The organism is Nocardia sp. CA-290969 (assembly GCF_050936135.1).
Lineage (GTDB): Bacteria > Actinomycetota > Actinomycetes > Mycobacteriales > Mycobacteriaceae > Nocardia.
Map to the genome: position 1 here is coordinate 1,812,246 of NZ_JBNJNJ010000001.1, position 25,581 is coordinate 1,837,826.

21 protein-coding genes are annotated in these 25,581 nt (G+C 68.4%); 16 read left to right on the plus strand and 5 right to left on the minus strand.

From position 1 onward, the window contains the following. Nucleotides 1-2 precede the first annotated feature (2 nt). Genes ectA through thpD form a run of 4 tightly spaced genes read left to right on the plus strand, consistent with a single transcriptional unit; the run spans nt 3 to nt 3,209 of the window. The gene (gene ectA / locus ACQEVO_RS08530; RefSeq protein WP_432910687.1) at nt 3-653 is read left to right on the plus strand and encodes a diaminobutyrate acetyltransferase; all 651 of its coding nucleotides are present in this window, start codon (nt 3-5) and stop codon (nt 651-653) included. Beyond that, complete coding sequence (ectB, locus tag ACQEVO_RS08535) at nt 653-1,912, plus strand: diaminobutyrate--2-oxoglutarate transaminase (RefSeq protein WP_432910689.1); 1,260 nt, start codon at nt 653-655, stop codon at nt 1,910-1,912. Before ectA ends, ectB begins: the two co-directional genes overlap by 1 nt. A gap of 13 nt (nt 1,913-1,925) precedes the next feature. Next, nucleotides 1,926-2,321, plus strand: a complete 396-nt coding sequence (locus tag ACQEVO_RS08540; RefSeq protein WP_280400343.1) for an ectoine synthase — start codon at nt 1,926-1,928, stop codon at nt 2,319-2,321. Nucleotides 2,322-2,339: 18 nt separating this feature from the next. After that, nucleotides 2,340-3,209, plus strand: coding sequence for an ectoine hydroxylase (gene thpD / locus ACQEVO_RS08545; RefSeq protein WP_432910693.1), 870 nt, complete (start codon nt 2,340-2,342; stop codon nt 3,207-3,209). A gap of 65 nt (nt 3,210-3,274) precedes the next feature. On the opposite strand, the gene erm is transcribed toward thpD, so the two are convergent. The 3 genes from erm to ACQEVO_RS08560 all read right to left on the minus strand — a co-directional run bounded on the left by erm (nt 3,275) and on the right by ACQEVO_RS08560 (nt 8,145). After that, the gene (gene erm / locus ACQEVO_RS08550) at nt 3,275-4,102 is read right to left on the minus strand and encodes a 23S ribosomal RNA methyltransferase Erm (protein ID WP_432910696.1); all 828 of its coding nucleotides are present in this window, start codon (nt 4,100-4,102) and stop codon (nt 3,275-3,277) included. A 349-nt stretch (nt 4,103-4,451) separates the two neighbouring features. Continuing rightward, the gene (locus tag ACQEVO_RS08555; protein ID WP_432910697.1) at nt 4,452-5,978 is read right to left on the minus strand and encodes an MFS transporter; all 1,527 of its coding nucleotides are present in this window, start codon (nt 5,976-5,978) and stop codon (nt 4,452-4,454) included. A 346-nt stretch (nt 5,979-6,324) separates the two neighbouring features. Next, nucleotides 6,325-8,145: a hypothetical protein gene (locus ACQEVO_RS08560; RefSeq protein WP_432910700.1), complete on the minus strand. Its 1,821-nt coding sequence runs from the start codon at nt 8,143-8,145 to the stop codon at nt 6,325-6,327. Nucleotides 8,146-8,842: 697 nt separating this feature from the next. Between ACQEVO_RS08560 and ACQEVO_RS08565 the strand changes: the two genes are divergently transcribed. Next, complete coding sequence (locus ACQEVO_RS08565) at nt 8,843-10,459, plus strand: alkaline phosphatase D family protein (RefSeq protein ID WP_432910701.1); 1,617 nt, start codon at nt 8,843-8,845, stop codon at nt 10,457-10,459. A gap of 294 nt (nt 10,460-10,753) precedes the next feature. On the opposite strand, the gene ACQEVO_RS08570 is transcribed toward ACQEVO_RS08565, so the two are convergent. After that, on the minus strand, nt 10,754-12,058 hold the full coding sequence (locus ACQEVO_RS08570) for a PucR family transcriptional regulator (RefSeq protein WP_432910704.1): 1,305 nt from the start codon (nt 12,056-12,058) through the stop codon (nt 10,754-10,756). A gap of 229 nt (nt 12,059-12,287) precedes the next feature. Here ACQEVO_RS08570 and ACQEVO_RS08575 point away from each other — a divergent pair, with 229 nt between their 5' ends. From ACQEVO_RS08575 to ACQEVO_RS08610, 8 genes are all read left to right on the plus strand, one after another. Continuing rightward, the gene (locus tag ACQEVO_RS08575; protein ID WP_432910707.1) at nt 12,288-13,046 is read left to right on the plus strand and encodes an ABC transporter ATP-binding protein; all 759 of its coding nucleotides are present in this window, start codon (nt 12,288-12,290) and stop codon (nt 13,044-13,046) included. Between the two features lie 34 nt (nt 13,047-13,080). Further along, a complete protein-coding gene (locus ACQEVO_RS08580) occupies nt 13,081-13,806 on the plus strand; it encodes an ABC transporter ATP-binding protein (RefSeq protein WP_432910709.1) in 726 nt (241 codons plus the stop codon). Then, a complete protein-coding gene (locus tag ACQEVO_RS08585; RefSeq protein WP_432910711.1) occupies nt 13,803-14,690 on the plus strand; it encodes a branched-chain amino acid ABC transporter permease in 888 nt (295 codons plus the stop codon). The genes ACQEVO_RS08580 and ACQEVO_RS08585 overlap by 4 nt, the downstream gene beginning before the upstream one ends. Beyond that, complete coding sequence (locus tag ACQEVO_RS08590) at nt 14,687-15,745, plus strand: branched-chain amino acid ABC transporter permease (RefSeq protein WP_432910713.1); 1,059 nt, start codon at nt 14,687-14,689, stop codon at nt 15,743-15,745. The genes ACQEVO_RS08585 and ACQEVO_RS08590 overlap by 4 nt, the downstream gene beginning before the upstream one ends. Continuing rightward, nucleotides 15,735-16,988: an ABC transporter substrate-binding protein gene (locus tag ACQEVO_RS08595; RefSeq protein ID WP_432910714.1), complete on the plus strand. Its 1,254-nt coding sequence runs from the start codon at nt 15,735-15,737 to the stop codon at nt 16,986-16,988. Before ACQEVO_RS08590 ends, ACQEVO_RS08595 begins: the two co-directional genes overlap by 11 nt. Before the next feature lie 75 nt (nt 16,989-17,063). After that, nucleotides 17,064-17,798 carry a hypothetical protein gene (locus ACQEVO_RS08600; RefSeq protein WP_432910715.1) on the plus strand — a complete coding sequence of 245 codons (735 nt, stop codon included), beginning with the start codon at nt 17,064-17,066 and terminating at the stop codon, nt 17,796-17,798. A 162-nt stretch (nt 17,799-17,960) separates the two neighbouring features. Then, nucleotides 17,961-18,812 (plus strand): crotonase/enoyl-CoA hydratase family protein, encoded by an 852-nt coding sequence (locus ACQEVO_RS08605; protein ID WP_432910716.1) that lies wholly within the window; start codon nt 17,961-17,963, stop codon nt 18,810-18,812. 125 nt (nt 18,813-18,937) lie between these two features. Further along, a complete protein-coding gene (locus ACQEVO_RS08610; RefSeq protein ID WP_432910719.1) occupies nt 18,938-19,987 on the plus strand; it encodes an AraC family ligand binding domain-containing protein in 1,050 nt (349 codons plus the stop codon). 75 nt (nt 19,988-20,062) lie between these two features. Here the strand turns inward: ACQEVO_RS08610 and ACQEVO_RS08615 are convergent, their stop codons facing one another. Beyond that, on the minus strand, nt 20,063-20,902 hold the full coding sequence (locus tag ACQEVO_RS08615; protein ID WP_432910720.1) for an alpha/beta hydrolase: 840 nt from the start codon (nt 20,900-20,902) through the stop codon (nt 20,063-20,065). A 470-nt stretch (nt 20,903-21,372) separates the two neighbouring features. Between ACQEVO_RS08615 and ACQEVO_RS08620 the strand changes: the two genes are divergently transcribed. The 3 genes from ACQEVO_RS08620 (at nt 21,373) to arcA (ending at nt 25,569) form a co-directional block, all read left to right on the plus strand. Continuing rightward, entirely contained in the window at nt 21,373-22,575 is a 1,203-nt protein-coding gene (locus ACQEVO_RS08620) for an MFS transporter (RefSeq protein WP_432910722.1), read from the plus strand. Between the two features lie 269 nt (nt 22,576-22,844). Next, nucleotides 22,845-24,284, plus strand: coding sequence for a basic amino acid/polyamine antiporter (locus tag ACQEVO_RS08625; RefSeq protein WP_432910724.1), 1,440 nt, complete (start codon nt 22,845-22,847; stop codon nt 24,282-24,284). 31 nt (nt 24,285-24,315) lie between these two features. Next, a complete protein-coding gene (arcA, locus tag ACQEVO_RS08630) occupies nt 24,316-25,569 on the plus strand; it encodes an arginine deiminase (protein WP_432910727.1) in 1,254 nt (417 codons plus the stop codon). Nucleotides 25,570-25,581: the final 12 nt, after the last annotated feature.

Sequence of the window (25,581 nt, forward strand, 5' to 3'; positions counted from 1 at the left end):
GTATGTCTTTACATACTGAGTCAAAGCAGATCGCCGGCTCGACCGGCACGCAGACCGCCGGTTCGACCGGCACGCAGACCACCGGTACCGGCTCGACCGGTTCGCCCGCCGCAACCGATGCGGAGCCCGCCAGTACCGGCGTGACGCTGCGCGCACCGCGGATCACGGACGCCGCGCGATTGTGGCAGATCGCGGACGAGTCGCAGGTCTTGGACGTCAATTCGAGCTATGCCTATCTTCTGTGGTGCCGTGATTTCGCCGCCACCTCGGTGGTCGCGGAGAGCGACGGCCGCGTCGTCGGTTTCGTCACCGGCTACCTGAGACCCGATGCGCCCGGCACCCTGTTCGTCTGGCAGGTGGCCGTGGACGCCGATCAGCGTGGCCGTGGAACCGGGGTCGCCATGCTGGATTGGCTGGTCGCCACCGTTACCGCCCCCGGCCACCCGGCCGGCGGTGCCGTGAACGCGCTGGAGACCACCGTATCCCCGGACAATCCCGCCTCGATTGCCATGTTCGCCTCGCTGGCCCGCCGCCGCGGCGCCGAAATGGTGCGCAGCGCACTGTTCGAACCGGATGTTTTCCCGGACAGTCACGCCGCCGAGGACCTCTACACCATCTCCCCGATCGCCCGTAAAAACGAAAGGGATCACTGATGATTACCCCTGAAACGACGATCTTCGACGACCTGGAATCCAATGTCCGCGGCTACTGCCGTTCCTGGCCCACGGTTTTCGAGACCGCGCAGGGTTCCTGGCTGCGCGACGAGAACGGCCGGGATTTCCTCGATTTCTTCGCCGGCGCGGGCGCATTGAACTACGGCCACAACAATCCGCTGCTGAAATCGGCGCTGATCGATTATCTCGCCGGTGACGGCATCACCCACGGCCTGGATATGTCCACGGTCGCCAAGCGGCAACTGCTGGAAACCGTGCGCGATACGCTGCTGGCGCCGCGGGGCCTGGACTACAAGGTGCAGTTCCCCGGACCGACCGGCGCCAACGCCGTGGAAGCCGCGCTGAAGCTGGCCCGTAAGGTCACCGGCCGGCAGACCATCCTCAGCTTCACCAACGCGTTCCACGGGATGACGCTGGGCGCCCTGTCGGTGACCGGTAACGCGATGAAGCGGGCGGGTGCGGGTGTGCCGCTCAACCATGCGACGCCGATGCCCTACGACGGCTACTTCGACGGCACCACCGCGGATTTCCAGTGGATGGAGCGCGTGCTCGACGATTCGTCGTCCGGCCTGGATCGCCCGGCCGCCGTGATCGTGGAAACCGTGCAGGGCGAGGGCGGGGTGAACCTGGCGCGGGCCGAATGGCTGCGCCATCTGGCCGCGCTGTGCTCCGCGCGCGGCATTCTGCTCATCGTCGACGATGTGCAGATGGGCTGCGGTCGCACCGGGCCGTTCTTCTCCTTCGAAACGGCCGGGATCACCCCCGATATCGTGACGCTGTCCAAGTCGATCGGCGGTTACGGCCTGCCGATGGCGCTGGTGCTGTTCAAGCCGGAACACGATGTGTGGTCACCGGGCGAGCACAACGGCACCTTCCGTGGTAACAATCCGTCCTTCGTGACGGCGCGGGTGGCGCTCGAGCAGTATTGGTCCGATGATGTACTGGAGAAGTCCACCGGCACCAAGGGTAAGCGGGTGGCCGCGGCGTTGAACGATATCGCCGTGGCCGTTCCGGGAATCTCCACTCGGGGTCGCGGCCTGGTGCACGGCCTGGTCTTCGACGACGCCTCGCAGGCAAACAAGGTCTGCCAGGTCGCGTTCGAGCGTGGCCTGCTGGCCGAGACCTCCGGAGCGTCGGACGAAGTGGTGAAACTGCTGCCGCCGTTGACAGTCACCGAGGACGAACTGGACCACGGTCTGCGCATCCTGGGTGATGCCGTCGAAACCGTCTGCAGCTGAGAGGAAAACCAGAATGATCGTACGCACCACCGACGAGATCACCGGCACCAGCCGCGATGTGGGTGCCGAAGGTTGGCGGAGCAAGCGGATCGTGCTGGGCGGTGATGGCGTCGGCTTCTCGTTCCACGAGACCACCATCGAAGCCGGCACCACGCACGTCTTCCACTATCAGAACCATGTGGAAGCGGTCTGGCTGGTCGAGGGTGAAGGCACCCTCACCGACCTGACCAACGACCGCACCTACGACCTCGCCCCCGGCACCATGTATCTGCTGGACGGGCACGAGAAGCACGAGGTGCGCACACGGACACGGATGCGGATGCTGTGCGTGTTCAATCCTCCTGTCACGGGGCAGGAGGTGCACGACGAGAACGGCGTTTATCCGTTGATCGCCGTTCCGGCCGACTGAGAGGAAGGACGAACGACGTTGTTACACAATCGGATCGATCGCTATCCGACCAGAACCGCCGAGCCGCTGCCGCTGCAGGAGCGACACGACGCGACGGTGTGGGGCCGGATCGGCAACGCGGAGCTGGCTGCGTTCGATACCGACGGTTACGCGATTCTGGATCGATTGCTCAGCCCCGAGGAGGTGGCGGAATACGCCGCCGAGATCGAGCGGCTGGCAAACGATCCGGACTTGCGGGGTGACGACCGGCTCATCGTGGAGAAGACGTCGCAGCAGGTGCGCTCGGTATTCGAGGTGCACAAGCTGAGCCCGGCGGTGGCAGAGCTGGTGCGTGAATCCCGGGTGGTGGATCTGGCCCGCCAGGTTCTGGGTTCGGATGTGTACATCCACCAGAGCCGGGTCAACTACCTGCCCGGGTTCGGCACCGGTTTCTACTGGCATTCCGATTTCGAGACCTGGCACGCCGAAGACGGAATGCCGGCGCCGCGGGCGGTGAGTCTGTCCATCGCGTTGACGGACAACTACCCGTACAACGGCAGCCTGATGGTGATGCCCGGCTCGCATCGCACCTTCGTGCCGTGCCAAGGTGAAACACCGGCGGATCACTATCGTGAATCGCTGCGTGAGCAGGAAATCGGGGTACCGAGCAAGGCCGATATCACCGAGTTGGCCCATAAGTACGGGATCGAGCAGTTCACCGGCCCGGCCGGGTCGGCGCTGCTGTTCGATTCCAACATCATGCACGCGTCGGCGAACAACATCACGCCGTTCCCGCGGTCGAATATCTTCCTGGTGTTCAACAGTGTGGAGAACACCCTGGAGGAGCCCTTCGCCGCACCGGCGCGCCGGCCGGCTTATATCGCCAGCCGCGAATACACGGCGGTATAGGAGGAATAGTCGCCCATGGCGACGGGGACGAATCCAGCAGGGTTCGTCCCCGTTGTCGTGTCCGGTCAGCGGTGTCGCGGCGCCGGGCGGTGGAGTTCCGGCGGCCCGGTTTCGTAGAGCCGGTGGTAGAGCGTGAGCCAAGCCGCCGGGGGTACCAGCCCGACGGGTAGGTCGGTGCCGATACCGGCGGCCGCGCAGGCGGCGGTCACGGCCCGTGTGGGGTGTGTTCGGCGCAGTGAGGCGGCGAGTGATCCGCCGATTCCCGAGAAGCCCAGCTCCACCATTCGGCGGTATTCCGCGCGCGACCGAGCCGGGAGCAGCGGGACCCGGCGGCGCACAATACGCAAAATAGCCCCGTCGACCTTCGGCACCGGAAAGAATTCGCCGCGACCGATCCGTTCGCCCAGCGCCGGTACCGAGTCCGGCCAATGCGTGATGGTCAATTTGGACCAGCGGCCGTAATCGCCACTGTGTTTCCGGGCGAATTCGTATTGCGTGAGCAGCGTGGCCGAGGTGAGCCCCGGCGCGTCCAAACACCAGCGCAGAATATCCGTGCTCGCGCCGAACGGGATATTGGCGACGACGGCGAACGGCTGCGCCGGCGGCCGGACCGAGCGGAAGTCGGCGTTCACGATGTGGATCCGGTCGTCCGCGGTATATCGCGTGGAAAGCCGCCGGGCAAAGTGCGGATCCTTCTCGTAGGCCACGACGCGCCCGGCGCGACGGACCAGGTGGCGGGTGAGCATCCCGTCGCCCGGGCCGACCTCGAGGACGAGATCTGCCCGGCCGATACCCGAAGCCGCCACGATGCGACGGGCGGTAGCCGGGTCGGTCAGGAAATTTTGCGACAGCCGTTTGCGGGTCGCGGACACACGAGGGTGCGAGCGGTGCATGGGGTCCTCCGAAGGAGTGGGCCGAATCGACGTGCGTTGATTCGCCCGGACCCATGCCGGGGCAGTGAGCGGCGCGGATGCGCCGGAAGATCGCGACGAATTACCGGTCGGTGGACCGGAAAACGTTGACGGCCGACAAGTCCCCGTGGCGGGGACATCGCGGCCGGGTCAGCGGAGTGTGGGGTGCGCCGGCAGAGTCCGAGCTGCCGTGCGCAGGCGGATGAAGTACGCGCCGCCCGCGCACACTCCGCTGATGCACAAAGTTCCCATACCGGTCACCTTAGGGAGATTCCGGCATTCCCGTCCAAATGTTTTCCGGGAGCTAACGGTCAGGATCATTCCGGTGGACTCATCTAGTGGCGGCCGGTACGCGCTCTGGGAAGCCGCACGGTTCGTCCGTTGTGGTGCCGCCCGGCGTGGCGACCGGCTCGACAGCTACCAGCTCCGGCCGCTGCCCGCTGTGGTCGGTACCGCCGGTGACCGGCGCCGTGGGGTCCGGCGCCGGTTCGGCAGGAGTCGTGCGGTAGCTGCGGCTCAGGTTGCGGTAGTGCTTACTGCCGAGTGCGTATCCGGTGAACAGCAGGCCGAGCACGCCGAGTAGGACGAACACCAGCGCCATCCCGCGGGCTTCCCCGGTGCCGAACCAATCGCCGATCCACCGGGCGCCCGGCCCGCCGGTCATGAACGGGATGAAGAAGAACTGCGCCAGCGGGCTGATCAGGAACGCGGTGAGCGGGGCGGCGGCCTGCTCCACACTCTGCGCGAATCCGAAGACCCGGCCCTGCCGCTCGAAGGGGACGACTTTCTGCAAGACGGTCTGTTCGGCGGCTTCCGCGAACGGCATCAGCACCATGAACACCGCCATACCGGCCACCAGCAGCAGCACCGAATCCCGCAGCGGGAATACCAGCATGACCGCCCACAGCGCGAGATTGACCAGCAGGATGAGCCGCACCGGATTGGACGACGTACCGACCCGGGCGACCAGCAGCCCGCCGACGATCATCACCGCGCTGAGGCCACCCCAGATGATGCCCCAGGCCTGCACCGACATCATGGACAAGGCGTACGGGTCCATCAGCGCCATCAGGCCACCGAACAGCAGGTTGTTCAACGCGGTGAACCCGATGAGCGGGATCATCCCCGGGATACCGCGAATGATCCGGACCGTACCGCGCAGGTCGACGCGTTTCGGCTCACCCGCGGCGGCGGCCCGGGCGAGAGTATCGGGCAGCGTGAGGCGCTGCAGGTGCACGACCGCGACGGTGAGTACGACAACGGCCATCACCAGTACCCCCAGCATTCCGTTCCAGCCCACCAGCAGGGCGCTGGCGACCGAAGTGGCCAGTTGGGACAGTCCGGAGGTCGTCCCGACCAGGCCGTTGGCCCGGTCCCGGAGCCGCGCGTCGAACAGGGCGGTGACCACGGTCGGCAGGGCGATCGTACGCAGCCCGCCGGTGATCACACCGGCCATCAGCAGGACGATCAGCATCCACAGCCGGACACTCGCCGGGTCCCGCCATTCCGCGGCGGGCGTGATCAGGTAGAACACCAGCGCGACCGCGTAGATCCCGAGGGAGACCAGCGCGGACACCTGCATAACGGCTTTCTTGCGGTGGTGGTCGACGATACTGCCGAACCACACTCCGGTACCGGCCATGGCGACCAGGAAGATGCCGGCGATCGTGCCGGTGGCGAATACGGAGCGGGTCTGCAGATAGGCGAAGAACGTGATCCCGAACCACACGGTGAAGTTGATGAACGAGACGAGCAGCACGTTCACCAGTAGCTGGGCGAATGTCCGGACAGTGGGGTCGGCGAGGTCGAGGCGGGTCCGGGTGTCCGCGACGGGCCGGTTCGGGGCTTCCATACTCATGAACTCAACAACCTCGACAATGGTTCAGGTCAAGCGATCCTGGTGGGCACGTACCACCTTCGACGCCGGTCGCTCCCGAAACTCATCGGATCGTGCATATTCGGCCGGCGCCGCGCGGAGGTGCGGGGCCTGTTGTCTCCGCGACGAGTCCGGTGCCGCCGGCCCGGATCGTCCGGAGCTCGGCCGGGAAGCGTCCGCAGATCGAGGCACGGGAGATACGGGTCGGCGGCACGCTCGCGCGCGGTATGAACCGCCTGGCCGGATCGCCCGGCGCTCCGGGTGGTCGCGACCATCCTCGCGCGGCCGGGGCCGCGGATTCCAGTGAATTTCCGGTCGCGGCCGGATATCAGTGCTGTGTTCCGGTGAGTGTTTCGGCCGGGGAGGGGCGGGCAGCCGTCGCGATGACCTCTTCGGCGACGGCCTGGGTCCGCCACATCCGTGCCTCGGCGACGGCGCCACGGTCCTCCAGCAGGACCGCCAGATCCGCCATGGCCGAGATCAGGCGCCGGCCTGCCGCGATTCGCCACCAGTATTCGGCCGCTTCGGGATCGTCGCGTTGCAGCGAAAGCGCGCCCAGGTCATAGGTGGCGCCGAGATGACCGGCCCGGGCGGCCCGAGTCCACAGCAGGTGGGCGCGTTCGTCATCGCCTTGGGCGTGGGCGACGGCGCCGAGGGAATGCAGGCGGGCGGAGTCGATCTCCTCCACCGCGGGCGCCGGGTCGACCGGTGGTATCGGGGCGAGCGAGTTGTCGGCGAGGGTGTCGACCAGTGCGTGGTCGTCGCGCGAGGCGGGATCGGCCGGTGCCTGTCGCCCCGAGAGCAACGGGATGGGGGAGGGATATGACGGACGCTCGGGTGCCGCCGCGCGCCGGCGCGCTGGTTCCGCGCCGTAGTCGGTGCGCCCGGCGTCGCGGATCACCGGGACCAGACCCGTGAGTTCCGGGCTTTCGGCCCACCCGTTCCGGACGCTGCTCCCCGGATTCGTCTCGGGAGATTCGTCGTCCGGAATACGAGACAGTACTGCTGTTCCGGTCAGGGGGTCGTCGTAGCCGGTGAAATCGTCGGTCGCCGCGACGCGTGGCGCGGCGGATCCGGGGGCTGTGGGCACGTCCGGTCCACCGGTTTGTGCCGGGGCGGAGAGAACGATATCGGCGAAACTGCAGGGAACGCCCTGGAAATCACCGTCGTCGTCGGCAGTTGCCGGTTCGAGGGCAAGCGCCGTGTCGGTCGTATCCCGGTCGGCCGCAGCGGGAATCGCATCGTAGGGAGTCGCGGGGCGCGTGGTGAAATCGGGCACAGCGGGCGCTGTTCCGGGGTCGCCGGCGGCGGTACCTGCCCGGAATTCGACCGCGGGAGGATCAGTTGCGAAATCGTCCACCGCCGGTTCGTAATGCGCTGCCCATGGGTCGGCGTCGTCGCGGAACGGATCACCGGAATCCGGCCGGCGGTGGCGATTACCGGGGCGGTCCCCGGCCGTGGACACGGCCGGGACGCTCCGTGGCGTGAACAGCTCCGGATGCGGATCCAGTGGAGTGCTGCGCACCTCGATCACGAGATCGGTGAAATGGGGCGGCCCTTCGCCCATACTGCACCACAGTACGGTGCGGCCCGTTTCCGTATGTTCGACCACGATCCCGTAGTTGCCCGACCACGATTGGGGTTCGCCCGCGCTGTTCGACCAGACCGGGGTGAGCGCGAACAGCGCGCCGGGTGCGTCCGCGGCCAGCTCGAAGGTGATGCCGCGTTCGAGCGCGTCCCGCCAGATATCGACCCCCGTCAGGTGCCGGTGGTCCAGTTCGATATGGCCGTCGAGCACGGACAACCCGATTCCGACTCCGGTCAGTCCGGCCGGCGGTGTTGCCGAGAGCAGGGTGATGGTCAGCGCCGTCGCCGGAGCCGGTAACTGTTCGCTGTACATCGGGTACACGATGGCGCCGTCGACGTCGATCGGGTCGGCGCTGCGGTAGCGGGCGGCCAGCGGGCGCCGCTGTGGCGCCGGGGCGCTGCTGTGCCCGGTCCCGGCGCGCGGAGGAGTCGCCAGCAACGGTGTGGCATCGTGCCGGCCGCCCCGCAGGAATCTGGGTAGCTGCCCGGCGCCCGTCACCGGTGCGTGCCGATCGGCCTGCGACGGAATGAATCCGGTCGCCGACGATACCGGATCGTGCATATCCTGCCCCGCCTTTCCCACCGCTCCGACTCACCCCGCAGCAATGCGGTGGCTATACCGTACTAGCCGGATCCGTGGCGCGGGGGCCGAACGGGATCTCCGGGGTGACCACACGCAGACGATCTGGGTGCCGAAGAAATGCGCCGACGCCGCCACGCCGAGGGTGCTGCCGGGGGCCTGCACCGTGATCGGCACCGCGATGCCGGTGATCGAAGGGTAGTGCGCGTGCCGCGGCGGCGTAACGCTGTCCAGGACCGGAATCGCCGGGTGCCGCGGGTGGCAGGGTTCGGATTTATGTGTAACTGTCGGTTACACATAAATTGGATTTTCGGGAAGAGCGCGCCGAAGGCGACTTTTCATGGCAAATATACAGCAGGTGATCTCCTGGTGCACCGCCCACCGGCGGCATTCCGGCGCTACATGATGATCACGCACCCTTCGCCCGACGACAACGAGCACATGACCTGGCTCAATGTCAGCAGCAGGGCCTGTACAGGGTTGGACGGAACCACGGCCGGAGTGATCATCGGCAGCCTCCGTGTTTCTGGGATCGGCAACGGCGTATCCGGGATATCGCGCGGGTAGCGCCGTGCGTTAGAGGCCTGCAAGGCGAGGGATCGGCAACGCTCGTCCGATGGTCATCGCGGTGTCATCCGCGGGCCACCGGTGCGTCAGCCGCGTGCGGGATCCCTGGAGCATGGACACCACGCGCAGGCGTTTCCTCGGACAGGGCGCCGCGGCCGCCGCGGTACTACTGGCGGGCACGGGCGGAGCGGCCGGTGCGCGGTTCCGGTCGCCGCGCCACCTCGGCGACCCCTTCACTCTCGGTGTCGCCTCCGGCGACCCGGCCCCGGACGGTGTGGTGCTGTGGACCAGGCTGGCGCCGGATCCGCTGGCACCCGACGGTTTCGGCGGGATGGGCCGCAGCCCGGTGACCGTGGACTACGAGGTGGCCCACGACGACCGTTTCCGCCGGGTGGTCCGGCGCGGATCGGTGATCGCGGACCGCGCTCTCGGGCATTCGGTCCACCCGGAAGTTCACGGTCTCGAACCGGGGCGCCGGTACTTCTACCGTTTCCGCGCGGGCGCGGCGATCTCGCCGGTCGGGCAGACCCGTACGGCCCCCGCCGCCGGCGACCGGGTGCGCCGCCTGCGGTTCGCGTTCGCATCCTGTCAGGCATGGAACGACGGCTGGTACACCGCCTACGACCATATGTCCGCCGAAGATCTGGACCTGGTGGTTCACTTGGGCGACTACCTGTACGAATACCCGATCACCGGTGCGGTGCGGGGTATGCGGGTGGAACCGTGGCTACACCACGAGCCGCGTGATCTGAGCGGGTACCGGGTGCACTACGGCTGGTACAAATCCGATCCGGCGTTGCAGCGTGCGCACGCGGCGTTTCCGTGGCTGGTGACGATGGACGATCACGAGCTCGCCGACGATTGGGCCGGGCAGCGGGCGCAGACCAGGATCGACCGCGATCTCGCCGCGCCGATCTTCCGGGCGCGGCGGGCGGCGGCCTTCCGCGCGATGTACGAACACCAGCCGTTGCGCCTGGCACAGCTACCGGCCGGCCCGCGGATCCGGCTGCACCGCCGCTACCGGTTCGGCGCCCTCGCCGATATCACCATGCTGGACACCCGCCAGTATCGCGGCAACGGATCGATTCTCGGTGCGCGGCAACGGGAATGGCTGGTGAGCGGTTTCGCGGCCTCGCCGGCGCGCTGGCAGGTGCTCGGCAATCAGGTGGTGCTGGGCCGTACCGATCACGACGCGGGTCCCGGCGTGGACCTGTCCGGTGATGCCTGGGACGGTTTCCCCGCCGAACGCGCTGCGGTCCTGTCGGCCGCCGCGGCCCGGGCGGTACCGAATCTCGTCGTGATCACGGGCGACCGGCACGAGAACTATGCCGCCGATCTGCGGGCCGATCCGGCCGATCCCCGCACCCCCGTGGTGGCTGCCGAATTCACCGGAACCTCGATCAGCAGCGGCGGTGACGGCGTGGATACTCATGCGCGCGGTAGCGAACTGCTCGCCGCCAATCCCGACCTGAAATTCTTCAACGCACAGCGCGGATATGCGCGGGTCGAAGTAAGTGAAAAGCTATGGCGCACCGATTTCCGGGTGGTTCCCTATGTGAGCCGCCCCGGCGCCCCGGTGTACACCCGCGCGTCATATGTGGTCGTCGACGGAGTACCCGGAGTCGCCCCGGCCGGTGAGCGGCGCGCGGAAGAGCCCACGGCGGCCAGGCCGGCCGCCGTGCGGGCCGCGCCGGGTCCGGACGACGAGATACCCCAGGATGCGGGCTGATGTCTCGGCCGCTGATTCATGCGGATCGACGTCTCGGCCGCTGAACATACGGGCTGCCGTCGGCCGTTCATTCGCGCGGGTCGACGTACCAGGCCGCCGCTTCACTGGGGCGGCCGCCGCCGAACATCATCCTCGGTAAACCGCTGCCGGGTGGGGTGCGCGGGCGCCCATGGGCTGTGCCGTAGACAGTATGTGCGCCACAGCTGTGCGGCGACCAGGTCGTGCGGCGGCCGACCTGAGTTCCGGCGCCGGAACTTTGCCCAACGGTGGCGGCTGTCCTCATCGGGCCGCGGTTCAGTGGTCGCGGCGGACGACCGGCGGTGCCTGCCGGAGTTCGATCGCGACGAGCAGTTCGACGAGATCGGTCACCGTGCGGATATTGCGACCGGTGAGTTGCTGGATCCGGCGCAGCCGGTACTTGGCGGTGTTGTGGTGGATACGCAGCGCATCGGCCGCTTCGCGCAGGTTCATATCGGCGGCGACGAACGCCCGGATGGTGTCGGCGAGAACGGCGCCCTTGGCGTGGTCGTCGGCGAGGGTGCGGGCGATCCTGGGATCGACGAGCGTGCGCGCGGTGTCGTCGGAGCTCAGCACGAGATAGCGGAACGGCGTGAGTTCGGGCAGGGCCATGACACCGCCGCTGTCCGGGACCAGGTCCAGCGCCGAGCGCGCTTCCTGCCAGCCGCGCGGCACCGCCTCGACACCGGCGAGCACCGTGCTCACCCCCAGGGCCGCGGTGATGCCCTCGGCCGCGAGGCTGTCGTGGGTGCGCCGTAGCCGCGTGCACAGTTCCTCGGTGGTCGCGCGGCCCAGCGCGGCGATCGCGACGATATCGGTTTCGCGGGCGACGGCCAGGATACGGTGCCCGTTGACACCCGTACGGGCCAGCGCGGACGAAACGATATGCGGGGCTTCGCCTTCGGCGCGCGGTGCGGCGCCGCGCTCGGTCCGGTCCAGGATCGCGCCGGCGATGACGACGAGGCGTTCCCCCGCACCGGTACCGATACCGTGCGCGGCCGCGGCGGCCACGAGCGGGCCCCGTTCGGGCAGTGCCCCGCCGAGCAGCGATTCGATCAGGTCGCGGCCGTCGCGACCGGCCTCGGTGGACTGATGCTGCTGGAATTCCAGGTAGGCGTGGGTGGCCTGGGTGCTGATCAGATCGCAGTAGCGGGTGAGTGGCAGCACCATCGACAGGGTCGCCTCCCGGGCGGCGGGCGAATCCCCGGCCTGGGCGACGAGTGATTTCCAGAATGCCTGCTGGCCGATCCGGAACGCGGTGATGTAATCGGCCAGCGGGAGGCCGGATTGGGCCCGGCGCACCGCGGCCCGGCGGGTGTAGGCGAGATCGGCGGGGGAGACCCGTCGTTTTTCCAGCAGCGCGCCGAGGCCGGTGCGGCACAGCCGGGCCACCTGGTCGTGCACATCGGCCCGGAATTCGCTGTCGCGGCCGGCGTAACCGGGTACCTGGGTGAGTATCGCGCTACTGCCCCGCTCGGCGATCTCGTCGGCGCGGTCGTAGACGCTGCCGACGATCCGGGTGCGCGCGAGCTGCACCGGTTCGGGCAGCGATGCGGCGACCTTCTGTGATCCAGCTGACATAGCTGGATGGTCCACCGCCGCGACCCGAAAGTCAACATTCGGCGTCGAATGTATCAAATTAGCCGCAGGTCGTTTGTCTCCGGAGGACAAATCCGACGCCCATAATTGGGACGCACAGGCTGATGTGTTTCATTCTGGCCGCTCTTACGCTGGCCTGACCCATAGCCGGTCCGGCGGACTGTGCGCTGCCCCACAGGATTTCGACCGCGACCACGCACCCGGAGGATTCATGCTCGAGATATCCGGCCTCACCGTCCGATTCGGCGGTATCACGGCACTCGACGATGTCGGATTCGCTGTGGCGACCGGCGAAATGGTCGGTCTCATCGGCCCCAACGGCGCGGGTAAGACCACCCTGTTCAACTGCTTGACCCGCCGGAGTGCCCCGACCGCCGGCACCCTGCGCTATCTCGGAACCGATCTCACCACGGTACGCCCGGACCTGATGGCACGGCTCGGGATCGCCCGGACCTTCCAGAACCTGGGGCTGTTCACCCGTATGTCCGTCCGGGACAACGTGCTCGTCGGCGCCCACCATCGTGCCCGGTCCGGTTTCGTGGCCGCCAGCCTGTTCCTGCCTCCGGTGCGGGCCGAGGAACGCCGGTTGCGCGCGCAGGTCGACGGCCTGCTGGAACGGCTCGGCCTGACCGAGGTCGCCGATCACCCGGCCGCCGGGCTGCCCTTCGGCACGCTCAAACGCATCGAACTGGCCCGGGCGCTGGCGGCCGGCCCCCGGCTGCTGCTGCTCGACGAACCGGTCAACGGCCTCAGCCACGGCGAGGTCGGCGAGTTCGCCGATCTCCTCGCCGGCCTGCGCCGGGACTTCGATCTGACCGTGGTGGTGGTCGAACACCATATGGGCTTCGTCATGGGCATCTGCGACCGCGTCGTATGCCTCGAGTTCGGCCGGGTGATCGCCGACGGCGCGCCCGAAGACGTGCAGCGCGATCCCGCGGTCATCGAGGCCTACCTGGGCACGGCGGCGTGACCGGCCCCGCCGCGTCCCGCCCGAGAGGAAAAATATGAGTAGCGAACCGTTCCTGGAAGTCAGTGGTCTCACCGCGGGATACGGCGCCGGTGAGGTGGTGCACGGGATCGGTTTCTCCGTCGCCGCCGGTGAGGTGTGCGCGGTGCTCGGACCCAACGGTGCCGGGAAGACGACCCTGCTGCGGGCGCTCAGTGGCCTGGTCCGGGTACGCGGATCGGTGCGGCTGGCCGGTACCGAGATCGCCGGGCGGGCGCCCGAGAAGATCGCCCGGCTCGGGGTCGCGCATGTGCCGGAGGGGCGCGGCACCTTCACCCCGCTGACCGTCGAGGAGAACCTGCGCCTGGGCGCCTACTCCCGGCGTGCGCGCGGCAGTACCGAGGCCGATCTGCACCGGGTGTACGACTACTTCCCGGTCCTGCGCGAGAAGCGGCACGAAACGGCCGGACAGCTCTCCGGCGGGCAGCAGCAGATGCTGGCGCTCGGCCGCGCGCTCATGTCCCGGCCCCGGCTGCTGCTGCTCGACGAACCGTCGCTCGGGCTGGCGCCGCTGGTCACCCAGGAACTCTTCCGCATCGTGCAGGCCATCAACCAAGAGGAACGCACCACCGTGATAGTCGTCGAGCAGAACGCTCATCTCGCGCTGCGCGCCGCGCATCAGGCGCATGTCCTGGAAAGCGGGCAGATCGTGCTGTCCGGTACCGCGGCCGATATCGCCGCGAACGAACAGGTCGCCCAGTCCTACCTCGGATACCGGGTGTGAACGTGACCGGATTCGCGCAGCAGATCATCGAAGGCCTCAGCGCCGGGGCCCTGTACGCCGGTATGGCGCTGGCCCTCGTCCTCATCTACCGGTTCACCGGGATCGTCAACTTCGCCCAAGGTGAACTGGCCATGTTCTCGGCGTTCCTGGCCTGGCAGCTGGTGCAGAGCGGGACACCGTTCTGGCTGGCACTGCCGGTCACCATCGCGATCTCCTTCGCCGCCGGCATGCTGATCGAGCGGATCGTCATCCGGCCGGTCGAAGGCGCACCGGAACTCACGCTGGTGATCGTCACCGTCGGACTGTTCTTCTTCGTCAACGCGGCGGCGGGCTGGATCTGGTCCTACCAGCTGAAAAGTTTCCCCAACCCCTTCCCGGAGGGCGCGCTGCGGGTGGGCGGTGTGTCCGCCGGATACGGCAACCTCGGCATTCTCGCCGTGGTCGCGGTGGTGATGGGACTGCTGTACCTGCTGTTCCGGTACACCCGGACGGGGTTGGCGATGCGCGCTGTCGCGGCGAATCCGCAGTCGGCGCGGCTGGTGGGGATCGGCGTCGGCACGGTGCTCGCGCTCGGCTGGGGGCTGGCCGCCGCCGTCGGCGCGGTCTCCGGGGTGCTCTCGGCGCCGCTGCTGTTCCTGGAACCCAACATGATGGGCGGCGTCCTCATCTACGCCTTCGCGGCCGCCACGCTCGGCGGATTCGACAGCCCGGGCGGTGCGGTGGCCGGGGGATTGATCGTCGGGGTCGCGGAAACGCTGGCCGGCGCCTATCTCGACGTGATCGGCACCGAACTGAAAATCGGTGTGCCACTGGTGATCATCCTCGGCGTCCTGCTGATCCGGCCGCAGGGCCTGTTCGGCACCCCGGCGGTGGAAAGGGTATGAGCGATATGGGAATTACCGATACCGCGGTGGCGCCCGAACACGGCCCGCCCGTCTCCGAGCCGGCCCGCCGCCGGGCCCGCACCCGCCGCCGCTCCTGGTCGTGGCTGCCCGTGGCCGTGGTGCTGGTGGCGGCCTGCTGGGCGCCGTTCGAACTGGCGCCCTTCCACACCTTCCAGCTGGCCCTCGCCATGATCTACGCGGTCGCGCTGCTCGGGCTGAACCTGCTGGTGGGCCATACCGGGCAGATATCGCTCGGGCACGGGGCGTTCTTCGCGGTCGGTGCCTACACCACCGCGATCATGATGGATCGCTGGGACGCACCGTATCCGGTGACCCTGCCCGCCGCGGCGGCGGTGGCGTTCGTGCTCGGGATCGGCCTCGGAATTCCGGCGCTGCGGTTGCGCGGACTGTATCTGGCGCTGGTCACCCTGGCCATCGCGATATTCCTGGTGCCGCTGCTCAAACGGTTCGAATCGGTGACCGGCGGCTCCATGGGCCTGACCCTGGACAAACCGCAGCCCCCGGCGTGGAGCGGGCTGGCCGAGGACCAGTGGTTGTACTTCCTGGCGCTGGCCGTCACCGCGGTGAGTTATCTGCTGGTCGCCGGATTGCTGCGGTCGCGGGTGGGCCGGGCGCTGCATGCCGTGCGCGACAACGAGATCGCCGCCGAGGTCACCGGAGTGCGGCCGGCGTTCTACAAAACGCTGGCCTTCGCCTGGGGTGCCATGTTCGCCGGTGTCGCGGGTTGTGTCTACATCTGGGTGATCGGCTACGTCTCACCGGATTCGTTCACCCTCACCCTGTCGATCACCCTGCTGGCCGGACTGGTCGTCGGGGGACTCGGCGGCCAGTGGGGGCCCCTGCTGGGCGGGCTGTTCGTCATGTACGTGCCGAACTTCGCCCAGGACGTCAATCAAGCCGCGCCGGGAGTCATCTTCGGGCTCCTCATCATCGCGGTCATGTACCTCGCGCCGAATGGATTGGCCGGACTCGTCGGCCGGGCGGCGCACTGGCTCGGACACCGGGCCCGGAAAGGAAGAACCGATGCGCACTAGAGCGATACAGGCGGCGCTGGCCGCCGCGGCGGTCCTGGTCGCCGTCGCCGGCTGCGGGAGCCGCGACGACGCCGGCGACGCCGTCGCCTCCGGCGACTGCCAGGGCCAGCAGACGACGGGTCTCACCGATACCGGCATGAAGCTGGGCGGTATCTTCCCGCTGTCCGGCCCGGCGTCGGCCTACGCCGAACTCCCCAAGGGGATGCAGGCCTACTTCGAATACGTCAACAACGAACAAGGCGGAATCGACGGGCGCAAGGTCGAATACCTGCTGCGCGACGACGGCTATCAGCCGCCGAAAACGGTGGAGGAGACCCGCCGGCTGGTCGAACAGGATCAGGTATTCGCGATCCTGTCCACCCTCGGTACGCCGACCTCGGCGGCGGTCTGGGACTACCTGAACCAGCGCGAGGTCCCGCAGATCTTCGTTGCCGGCGGCGCCACCCAGTGGGGTGTGGGCGACGGGCATCCGTGGACCATCGGCTGGCAGCCCAGCTACCACGCCGAGGGCCAGATCTTCGCGCGCTACGTCCTGGAACAGAAGCCCGACGCCACCGTCGCCGTCGTCTACCAGAACGACGATTTCGGCAAGGACCTGCTGGCCAGCTTCAAGGAAGCCACCGCCGGCAGCGGTGTGAAGGTGATCGCCGAGCAGAGTTACGAGGTCACCGATCCCACCGTCGACCCGCAGTTGCGCAACCTGGCGAACTCGAAAGCCGATGTGCTGCTGAACTTCGCGACACCCAAGTTCGCCGCGCAGACCCTCGCGGCCGACGCGCGTAATCCCGAATGGAATCCGCTGCATATCCTCACCCAGGTCTCCAGCACCATGAGCGTGCTCGCACCGGTCGGTTTCGCGAATGTGCAGAACGTCGTCACCTCGGTCTTCGTGAAGGATCCCGCCGACCCGCAGTGGAACGACGACCCCGGGATGCGGCTCTACCGAGACAAACTCGCGCAGTACGTGCCCGGCGCCGACCCCAGCGACGGCTACACCCTCGTCGGCTGGGCCATGGCGCAGAGCTTCCACAAAACCTTCGACGCGGCCGCCTGCAAGACCCGCGAGGGGCTGCGTGACGCGATGCGCTCGCTCGACAACGTGGAAATCGACCTGCTGCTGCCCGGTATCACCCTGCAGACCGGCGAAGGCGACGGCTACCCGATGGAGGCCATGCAGATCCAGCGGTTCCAAGGCGACCGCTGGGTGCTCGAGGGCGATCTCGTCGACACCGCCGGCAACTGAGCCGATTCCCCAGAACGTCCGCGGCGCCACCCGGTGCCGACGGCCGCCTCGATATCAACCGATGAGGACACAACAATGAAATTCCGGACCAGCGTAGTCACCGCCGCGATAGCGGTGGCCGCCCTCGGCGCGACCGCAGCCCCGGCCGCTGCCCAACCCGCTCCCGTCCCACGGGAACTCACCTACGAGATCACCCGCTCCGGCGATACCGCCGTGGTGGAGACGAACGGCAAATGGCAGGTCGCGGGTGACCAGCTCATCCTGAAAGCGGTCGACGACACCCCGCTCAGCACGGTGCCGCTCACCTACCGCAAAGACAATATGGCCTTCCCGATCGCCGCGACGATCGACGGCGGCACCGCGGTTCTCACGCCGCAGCGCGAGGGCGGGGTGCCGGTTGCGCCGGTGAGTGCGCCGGTCGTCACCCCGGAGCAGGCGGGCAAGGAGATCGCCGAACAGTTCACCCCGCGCGATATGCAGGCGCTTGGGGTGTTCACCCAGCGGGCGACGATGAGCGCGGCGATCGCCGGTGCGATCGGCGCGGTGATCGGCGGCAGTCTGGGCTGTGTGCTCGGCGCCGCGACCGGTGCCCTGATCTCCAGCCCGATCGCGCTGCTGCTGGTGCCGTTCGTCGGTGCCACGATCGGCGGCTGTGTCGCCGGTGCCGCGACCCTCGGCGCCGCCGGTGGCATCATCGGCGCGTTCCTGATCGGCGGGCCGGTCGCGGTTTTCGCGGCCTTCCAGTACTTCTCGACGATCCTGTCCCCGTGCCCGCCGGAGCACCCGGCGTGCCGCCCGACGACTCCGTAGCAGCCCCGCTGCCGAATCCAGCCCGTCCCGGAAACCCGGGGCGGGCTGTTTTCGTGGCGCGGCGGGCTCCGGTCGGCCGAAGTGACGGCCGAGCCCGGTACGGGTGCGGTGCGTGGTCCCGGGCCCGCTCAGATCTCCCGGCCGGGTGGCATGCTGTGGTCCATGGTCGATATTCGCCTCGAGGTTTCCGATTCCGTAGCCACCATCACCCTGGACCGTCCGGCCCAGCTCAATGCCTTCACCACCGCCATGGGGGCGGAGTTGATCGAGGCGTTCGACAAATGCGATCGCGACGATGCCGTGCGGGCGATCATCATCACCGGTGCCGGACGGGCGTTCTGCGCCGGAGCCGACCTCTCCGCCGGTGCGCAGACGTTCGTCGCGCCCGGGGACGGAGAGCCGGAGGATTTCCGCGACGGTGGTGGGGAAGTGGTGCTGCGGATGTTCGAATCGCGCAAACCGATCATCGCCGCGATCAACGGCCCCGCGGTGGGAGTCGGGATCACCATGACGCTGGCCGCCGATTTCCGGCTGGCGGTCGAGAGCGCCCGGATCGGGTTCGTGTTCAACCGGCGGGGAATCGTCCCGGAATCCTGTTCCAGCTGGTTCCTGCCGCGGCTGGTTCCGGTGCAGAAGGCCCTGGACTGGGTGTATTCCGGCCGGCTCGTCGATGCCGCCGAAGCGTACGAGGCGGGCCTGTTCTACGGGCTGTACTCGCCGGAAACCCTGCTGGACGAGGCGCTGGCGCTGGCCCGGCGTATTACCGAGCATTCTGCTCCGGTCTCGGTGGCGCTGTCGCGGCAGATGCTGTTGCGCGGGCTGGGTGCCGAGCATCCGATGATCGCGCACCGGGTGGAGTCGCGGGGCATTCTGCGCCGTGGTGCCAGCGCCGATGCGGCCGAAGGGGTTTCGTCGTTCCTGGAGAAGCGCCCGGCACGGTTCCCCGACAGCGTGGTACGGGATACGCCCGATATCTTCGGCGCGGATCTGCCCGTACCACCGTTCCGCGGCTGACCGGATTGCCCACGGGGAGTGTACCTTCGGTACCACCTACCTGGGCAAGAAGGAGTTCGCAAAAGTGCGCGGACACCGGGTGGCTTGTCTAGGATCTGTGGCACAACGATTTTCGGAGGTGCTGCATGCCGGACGAAGTCCTGGCGCCCAATATCGAGCTCTTCTCCCGTAACGGTTTCGCCGGTCCGAACACAACCATCGTCCGGGCCCAGTACCGGCCGCGTTTCCTACGCGCCCGGGGCGAATACGTACCGCGCCGGTTCCACACCTGGGATCTACCGGCCGATGTGTTCGCCGAGCCGAAAGCCCTCCCCGTGGCGATCCTCGAGGGGGAGGGGATCGGTTTCGAGCTGAACCGCCGTGCCGCCGCCATGACCTTCGGCTACGTCAACGTCTGGGCCGACGAACTGCACTACATCGTCTCCGGGCGCGGCCGGCTCGACACCGAGGTCGGCACCCTGGATGTCCGGCCCGGCGATTTCGTCCTCATCCCGCGCGCGGTGACCTACCGGTGGGGCGATATCGCCGAGGAGATCACCGAATTCATCGTGGTGACCACCAGCGAACTACGGCTGGACCCGGAGGGCGCGCCCGGAACCTTCAACCCCGACCTCCATCTCGATCGCCCGGTACCGCACGGCCGGCCCGGCCTGCCGGTGGACGACGAATACGAGGTCGTCGTGCGCACCGGAGACAGGTTCACCTCCTACTTCTACGACGTGGACCCGATCCCGTGCCTGGACGTGCTCGGTGCCCCGCTCGTCGTCCGGTTCAATATCGAGCATGTGCACGGACTCGGTGTCGCCGAGGGCGGGCTGGCGCCCGCCCAGTTGATGAGCAGCACGTCCGGCCGCGATTTCGTCTTCGGTGTCGGTAGCCGGCACAGCACCCGGCCCCCGGTGCACCACAATGCCGATTTCGACGAGGTCATCTGCTACGGAATGGGTCCCTCGCCGTGGGGTTCGGTCGATACCCCCGGCACGATCACCTGGACCCCGAAGGGCATCCTGCACCAGGGCCCGGAGGAGGACGTCCAGCCCGGCTACCGGGCGTGGCTGCTGGAGACCCGGTCGTCCCTGACGATGACCCCGGCGGGCCGCGATATCGCACACCTGATGGAAACCGACCAATACGGTGTGCACCCGGCCGAAGGACAACCGGCCACCGCACGCTGATCCCGGGCCCGGCCGGTCGTCGCGCCCGAGGTGTCCGGCCGGCCGAGGCATCCGGTGGCGGTCGCGAGTGCGCGGCTAGCTGTGCCGCATCCGCCGGTCGAGCCAGCCGAGCAGGTCGTCCATCCCCGCACGGAAGCCGCGTGAACCGGGACGGTTGAGAAACCCGTGGCGGGTGCGGGCGACGATGCGATGGTCGGCATCGACTCCGGCCTCGGCGAGTTCCCCGGCGAAGGCGGTACTCGACGCGCTCAGCGTGTCGTGGGCGGCATCGAGCAACAGGACCGGCGGCAGTCCGGCGAGTTTGCCGCCACCGGGGAACACCTCCGGATCCTCGAGTAGCTGCTGGGAACCCACATAGTTGAGATTCATCCGCCGGATCACCTGGGGAGTGAATGTGCCGATCCGATGGCGGCCCCGCACTCGGGCGCGCACCGAATCCGGCAGCGGCGGCAGTTCGGCATGCAGGGTGGCGTAGGCGAGAATCAGCCCGGCCGGAACCTGCGCGGACCGGTCGCGCAGGCGGAGCGCGGCCGAGGCGGCGAGGCAGGCGCCCGCGCTGGCGCCGCCCACGACGATGCGCGGTTGCTCCGCCATGAGGTCGGTGGCCGCGGTGAGGACATCGTCGAGCGGCGCGGGGTACCGATTGTCCGACGGGCGCAGTTGCGGCGGCCCCCAGACCCGGAACCGGGGAACCAGGGCGTAGTCGACGGTGCGGACCCGGCGGCCGGTCGCCGCCACCCCCAGCGCCACCGCATGGGATTCGGGCTGGTCGAGGCCGCCGGAGACGAACGCACCGCCGTGGATCCACAGCAGCGGTGGCGCCGCCGGATCGGGAACCGCGGGCAGATACTCCCGGATCGGTACCGGACCGCGGAGTCCATCGACAGTACGATCGTGGACCTGCGGGGCGTCCATCAGCACTCCTTGTTCTGCGTCGTTCCTGTTCGTTCCACTCGGCGATCCGACCGTTGGCGGCTCGGCCCTGCGCGCCCGGCGGAGGCAGCCGGCGCCGCCTTCGCCCGGGTACCCGTGCACTCCACCCCGAACCGATCCAGGTCGTCGTTGCCTGCGGCAATTCCGACGTCGGTGTGGGCAGCGGCTCGCGATGACACGCCGACCGGCCGGAGATCCCGCGATCGTATCGCCCGGTCACCCCTCGCCTGTCTCCGGCTGATCCTGCCCGATCGGGCGGCCCCACGGCCCGGAGTGCCGGGCCCGCCGATGCGACGAGACCCACCCGGTGAGCACCGCGGCCACGCGTCGGGGTGGCTTTGCGGCGAGAAGTCCATGGGCGATCGGCGCATACGCACGGCCGGTGTGCGCCGGTGGGCGAACTCACAGCCGGAAACGGAACCCCGGCCCGCCGTCACCTGTTGCACGAGGGCGTGACTTCTACCGCCATCGGCACGGCCACGCCCCCTGTCCCTGCCCGTACCAGCTGGCATATCCCGGCGATGCTGGCGCTGGCACTGGGCGGTTTCGGTATCGGGACCACCGAATTCGTCACGATGGGGCTGTTGCCCGATATCGCGGGCGCGTTCACGGTGTCCGAGCCCACCGCAGGGCACGCCGTCTCCGCCTACGCCCTCGGGGTGGTGGTCGGTGCGCCGGTGATCGCGGCGGCGTGTGCCTCGGTGGCGCGCAAACGCCTGCTGATCGCGCTCATGGTGGCGTTCACCGTCGGCAATCTGGCTTCGGCCTTCGCGCCGAACTTCGCCACGCTGGTGGCGGCACGATTCGTGGCCGGCCTGCCGCACGGCGCCTATTTCGGTGTCGCGTCGCTGGCCGCCGCGACGCTGGCGCCGCCGCGGCAGCGGGCCAAGGCGGTGGCGGCCGTGATGCTCGGGCTCAGTATCGCCAATGTCCTCGGCGTTCCGGTCGCGACCTGGCTCGGGCAGCATCTCGGCTGGCGCAGCGCCTTCGTCCTGGTCGGGGTGATCGGCGCGGCCACGGTCGTGGCCCTGTGGCGATTCGTCCCGCCGCTCACCGGGATCGCCCTCACCAACCCGCTCACCGAACTGGGCGCCCTGCGCCGCCCGCAGGTGCTGCTCACCCTGGCGGTGGGTGCGATCGGGTTCGGTGGCATGTTCGCGGTCTACACATATGTGAGCACCACACTCACCGATGTGGCCGGGTTGCGGGCCGGCCTGGTGCCGGTGGTGCTGATGCTCTTCGGCGTCGGCATGGTGCTGGGCAATATCGTCGGTGGGATCCTCGCCGACCGCGGGGTGGACCGATCGGTGTTCCTCGCCATGGGCGCCATGATGGTGATCCTGATCGTCTTCGTGGCCGCGGCGCACCACCCGGTCACCGCCGGTATCGGTGCTCTGCTGGTCGGCGCGGCCGGTGCCGCTCTCGCACCCGGTCTGCAGACCCGGCTGATGGACGTGGCGGCCGACGCGCAGACCCTGGCCGCGGCGCTCAATCATGCTGCTCTCAATATCGCGAACGCGGCGGGCGCCTGGCTCGGCGGCCTGGTGATCGCGGCGGGTTACGGATATACGGCCCCGGCCGTTGTCGGAGCCGGGCTCGCGTTGCTCGGTGTCCTGCTCTTCACCGTGACGGTGTGGGCAGCCCGGCGCGCCTGATGCGCAGCGGGCGTTCGTTTCCGTCCGGGAGACACACTCCGTTGCGGCCACTCGCCTCGGCCCCGGCGACGTCATGGACCGTGCTCACCCGGCAGGTCGCGGAACGGCCGTCCGCTCGGGGGAGATCCGCCGCGGGCCGGCTGCGACGCGGCCGGCGCTCACCCCTCGGTTGATACGTGCGGCCGCACCGATGAGGCATCATCGGTGACGAGCGTCGACGAATGATCTGCGGTGGTACTCGGTAGCGGGCGAGCAGAGAGGTCGTACGGATGGCCCAGCAGCAGGCACCGGAGCGGGCGGTGAAGGTTACCGTTCTCACGCTCACCGCCATGGTTGTCGGGTCGATGGTGGGTGCGGGGGTTTTCTCGCTGCCGCGGCGCTTCGCCCAGGAGACCGGTGTCGGCGGTGCCCTGATCGCCTGGGTGATCGCGGGCGCCGGCATGCTCATGCTGGCGCTGGTGTTCCAGCGGCTGGCCATCCGCAAACCCGAACTCGACGCCGGTGTGTACGCCTACGCCAAGGCCGGGTTCGGCGAGTTCACCGGGTTCTTCTCGGCAGCCGGATACTGGGCGAGCGCCTGCGTCGGAAATGTCACCTATTGGGTGCTCATCATGTCCACCCTGGGTGAATGGATTCCGGCGCTCGGCAAGGGCGACACCCTGATCGCCGTGGCGCTCTCCTCGCTGGGGCTCTGGGCTTTCTTCCTGCTGATCCGGCGCGGCACCAAAGAGGCCGCCGCCATCAACCGGATCGTCACCGTCGCGAAGATCGTGCCGATCCTGGTGTTCATCCTGCTGGCGGTGTTCCTGCTGGATCCATCGGTGTTCGCGGACAATTTCCGCGGCGCCGACTACGCGGGTTCGCTGTTCGAGCAGGTGAGCGACACCATGCTGGTGACGGTTTTCGTCTTCCTCGGCGTCGAGGGCGCGAGCGTGTACTCGCGGCATGCGCGGCGCCGTGAGGATGTCGGCCGGGCCACGATCCTCGGCTTCGTGAGCGTGCTGGCGATCTTCGCGTCGGTGACCGTCGTCTCCTACGGGATCATGCCCGCCGCCCAGATCGCCGAACTGCGACAGCCGTCCATGGCGGGTGTGCTGGAAACGGCCGTCGGCTCGTGGGGGACGGCGTTCGTCAGCGCCGGGTTGATCATCTCGGTGCTGGGCGCCTACCTGGCCTGGGCACTGATGGCCGCGGAGGTGCTGTTCGTCGCGGCGGGAGATGCCGATATGCCGGCGTTCCTGGGCCGTTCCACCGACCGCGACGTCCCCATCAACGCGCTGCTGCTGAGTACCGCGCTGTCGCAGACGGTCCTGATCATCACGATGTTCTCGCAGGACGCCTTCGATTTCGCGCTCGACCTCACCGCCGCGCTCACCCTGATCCCCTTCCTGCTCGCCGCCCTCTACGCGCTGAAACTCTGCCTCACCCGCGAGACCTACACCGATTCCCGGCCGGCGACCTGGCGCGGTGACCTCACGATCGCTGTCCTGGCCACCGTCTACACCGCGTTCCTCCTGTACGCCGCCGGCCTGAAGTTCGTACTCGTATCACTGATCTTCTACGTACCGGCCACCGCTCTGTTCGTCCGCGCCCGGCGCGAACAGGGCCGCCGGGTCTTCTCGCCGCCCGAGGCCGCGCTGTTCGCCGTGGTCGCGGTGGGCGCGGTGGTCGGCGTCATCGCCCTGGCGGCGGGCTGGGTGAGCCTGTGAGATCTCGGTTCGGACGACGGAAGGTAGTGCGATGACCGTGAGTTCTTCCCGTATCCGCCACGGCGTGCATTCGGAGGTCGGGCAGCTGCGCAAGGTGCTCGTCTGCGCACCCGGCCCGGCACACGAACGCCTGACCCCCACCAACTCCGACGAACTGCTGTTCGACGATGTGATGTGGATCGAGGCCGCCCAGCGCGACCACCTCGATTTCGTGAACAAACTGACCAACCGTGGGGTCGAGGTCGTCGAACTGCATGATCTGCTCACCGAAACCATGGCGATCCCCGAGGCCCGCACCTGGCTGCTGGACCGCAAGATCATCGCGAACCGGGTGGGTCTGGGCCTGCTCGACGCCACCCGCGCCTACCTCGATTCGCTCACCCCGCGGGAGTTGTCCCGCTACCTCATCGGTGGCCTGTCCACCACGGACCTGCCCGGCGACTACCGCACTCCTTATCTGGCGCTGGCCCGGGAATCCCTGGGCACCCCCGAATATCTGATGCCGCCCCTCCCGAACACTCTCTACACCCGCGACACCACCTGCTGGATCTACGGCGGCCTGACCCTCAACCCGCTGTACTGGCCGGCCCGGCACGACGAAACACTGCTGATGAAAGCGATCTACCGGTTCCACCCCGAGTACGCGGACTCGACCGTGTGGTGGGGCGATCCCGAAAAGGATTGGGGCCAGGCCACCCTCGAAGGCGGTGATGTGATGCCGGTGGGGAACGGCACGGTGCTGGTGGGGATGAGCGAACGCACGTCCCGGCAGGCGATCACCCAGCTGGCGAAGTCGTTGTTCGACGCGCAGGCGGCGGACACGGTGGTGGTGGCCGGAATGCCCAAACTACGGGCCGCGATGCATCTCGACACCGTCTTCACCTTCGCGGACCGGGATCTCGTCACGGTCCATCCCGGGATCGTCGACGGAATCCACCCGTTCACCCTGCGGCCCGCCGACAAGGCGCCGGGCGTGGAGATCACCGACGAACAGGGCACCCCGTTCGTCGATGTCGTGGCCCGCGCGCTCGGCTTCCCGAAGCTGCGGGTGGTCGAAACCGCCGGCGATATGTACGCCTCGGAACGCCAGCAGTGGGATTCCGGCAACAACGCCGTCGCCCTCGCCCCCGGGGTGGTGTTCACCTACGACCGCAACACCCTGACCAACGCCGCACTGCGTCGCGCGGGGGTCGAGGTGATCACGATCGTCGGCGCCGAACTCGGCCGCGGTCGCGGCGGCGGCCACTGTATGACCTGCCCGATCGCCCGCGACCCGATCGACTGAGCGCCGCTGGGC

Excerpts from the sequence above, each read along its gene's own strand:
- ectA (WP_432910687.1), top strand. The coding sequence starts at position 3 with ATGTCTTTACATACTGAGTCAAAGCAGATCGCCGGCTCGACCGGCACG.
- ectB (WP_432910689.1), top strand. The coding sequence starts at position 653 with ATGATTACCCCTGAAACGACGATCTTCGACGACCTGGAATCCAATGTC.
- ACQEVO_RS08540 (WP_280400343.1), top strand. The coding sequence starts at position 1,926 with ATGATCGTACGCACCACCGACGAGATCACCGGCACCAGCCGCGATGTG.
- erm (WP_432910696.1), bottom strand. The coding sequence starts at position 4,102 with ATGCACCGCTCGCACCCTCGTGTGTCCGCGACCCGCAAACGGCTGTCG.
- ACQEVO_RS08555 (WP_432910697.1), bottom strand. The coding sequence starts at position 5,978 with ATGAGTATGGAAGCCCCGAACCGGCCCGTCGCGGACACCCGGACCCGC.
- ACQEVO_RS08560 (WP_432910700.1), bottom strand. The coding sequence starts at position 8,145 with ATGCACGATCCGGTATCGTCGGCGACCGGATTCATTCCGTCGCAGGCC.
- ACQEVO_RS08565 (WP_432910701.1), top strand. The coding sequence starts at position 8,843 with ATGGACACCACGCGCAGGCGTTTCCTCGGACAGGGCGCCGCGGCCGCC.
- ACQEVO_RS08570 (WP_432910704.1), bottom strand. The coding sequence starts at position 12,058 with ATGTCAGCTGGATCACAGAAGGTCGCCGCATCGCTGCCCGAACCGGTG.
- ACQEVO_RS08575 (WP_432910707.1), top strand. The coding sequence starts at position 12,288 with ATGCTCGAGATATCCGGCCTCACCGTCCGATTCGGCGGTATCACGGCA.
- ACQEVO_RS08580 (WP_432910709.1), top strand. The coding sequence starts at position 13,081 with ATGAGTAGCGAACCGTTCCTGGAAGTCAGTGGTCTCACCGCGGGATAC.
- ACQEVO_RS08590 (WP_432910713.1), top strand. The coding sequence starts at position 14,687 with ATGAGCGATATGGGAATTACCGATACCGCGGTGGCGCCCGAACACGGC.
- ACQEVO_RS08595 (WP_432910714.1), top strand. The coding sequence starts at position 15,735 with ATGCGCACTAGAGCGATACAGGCGGCGCTGGCCGCCGCGGCGGTCCTG.
- ACQEVO_RS08600 (WP_432910715.1), top strand. The coding sequence starts at position 17,064 with ATGAAATTCCGGACCAGCGTAGTCACCGCCGCGATAGCGGTGGCCGCC.
- ACQEVO_RS08605 (WP_432910716.1), top strand. The coding sequence starts at position 17,961 with ATGGTCGATATTCGCCTCGAGGTTTCCGATTCCGTAGCCACCATCACC.
- ACQEVO_RS08610 (WP_432910719.1), top strand. The coding sequence starts at position 18,938 with ATGCCGGACGAAGTCCTGGCGCCCAATATCGAGCTCTTCTCCCGTAAC.
- ACQEVO_RS08615 (WP_432910720.1), bottom strand. The coding sequence starts at position 20,902 with ATGGACGCCCCGCAGGTCCACGATCGTACTGTCGATGGACTCCGCGGT.
- ACQEVO_RS08625 (WP_432910724.1), top strand. The coding sequence starts at position 22,845 with ATGGCCCAGCAGCAGGCACCGGAGCGGGCGGTGAAGGTTACCGTTCTC.
- arcA (WP_432910727.1), top strand. The coding sequence starts at position 24,316 with ATGACCGTGAGTTCTTCCCGTATCCGCCACGGCGTGCATTCGGAGGTC.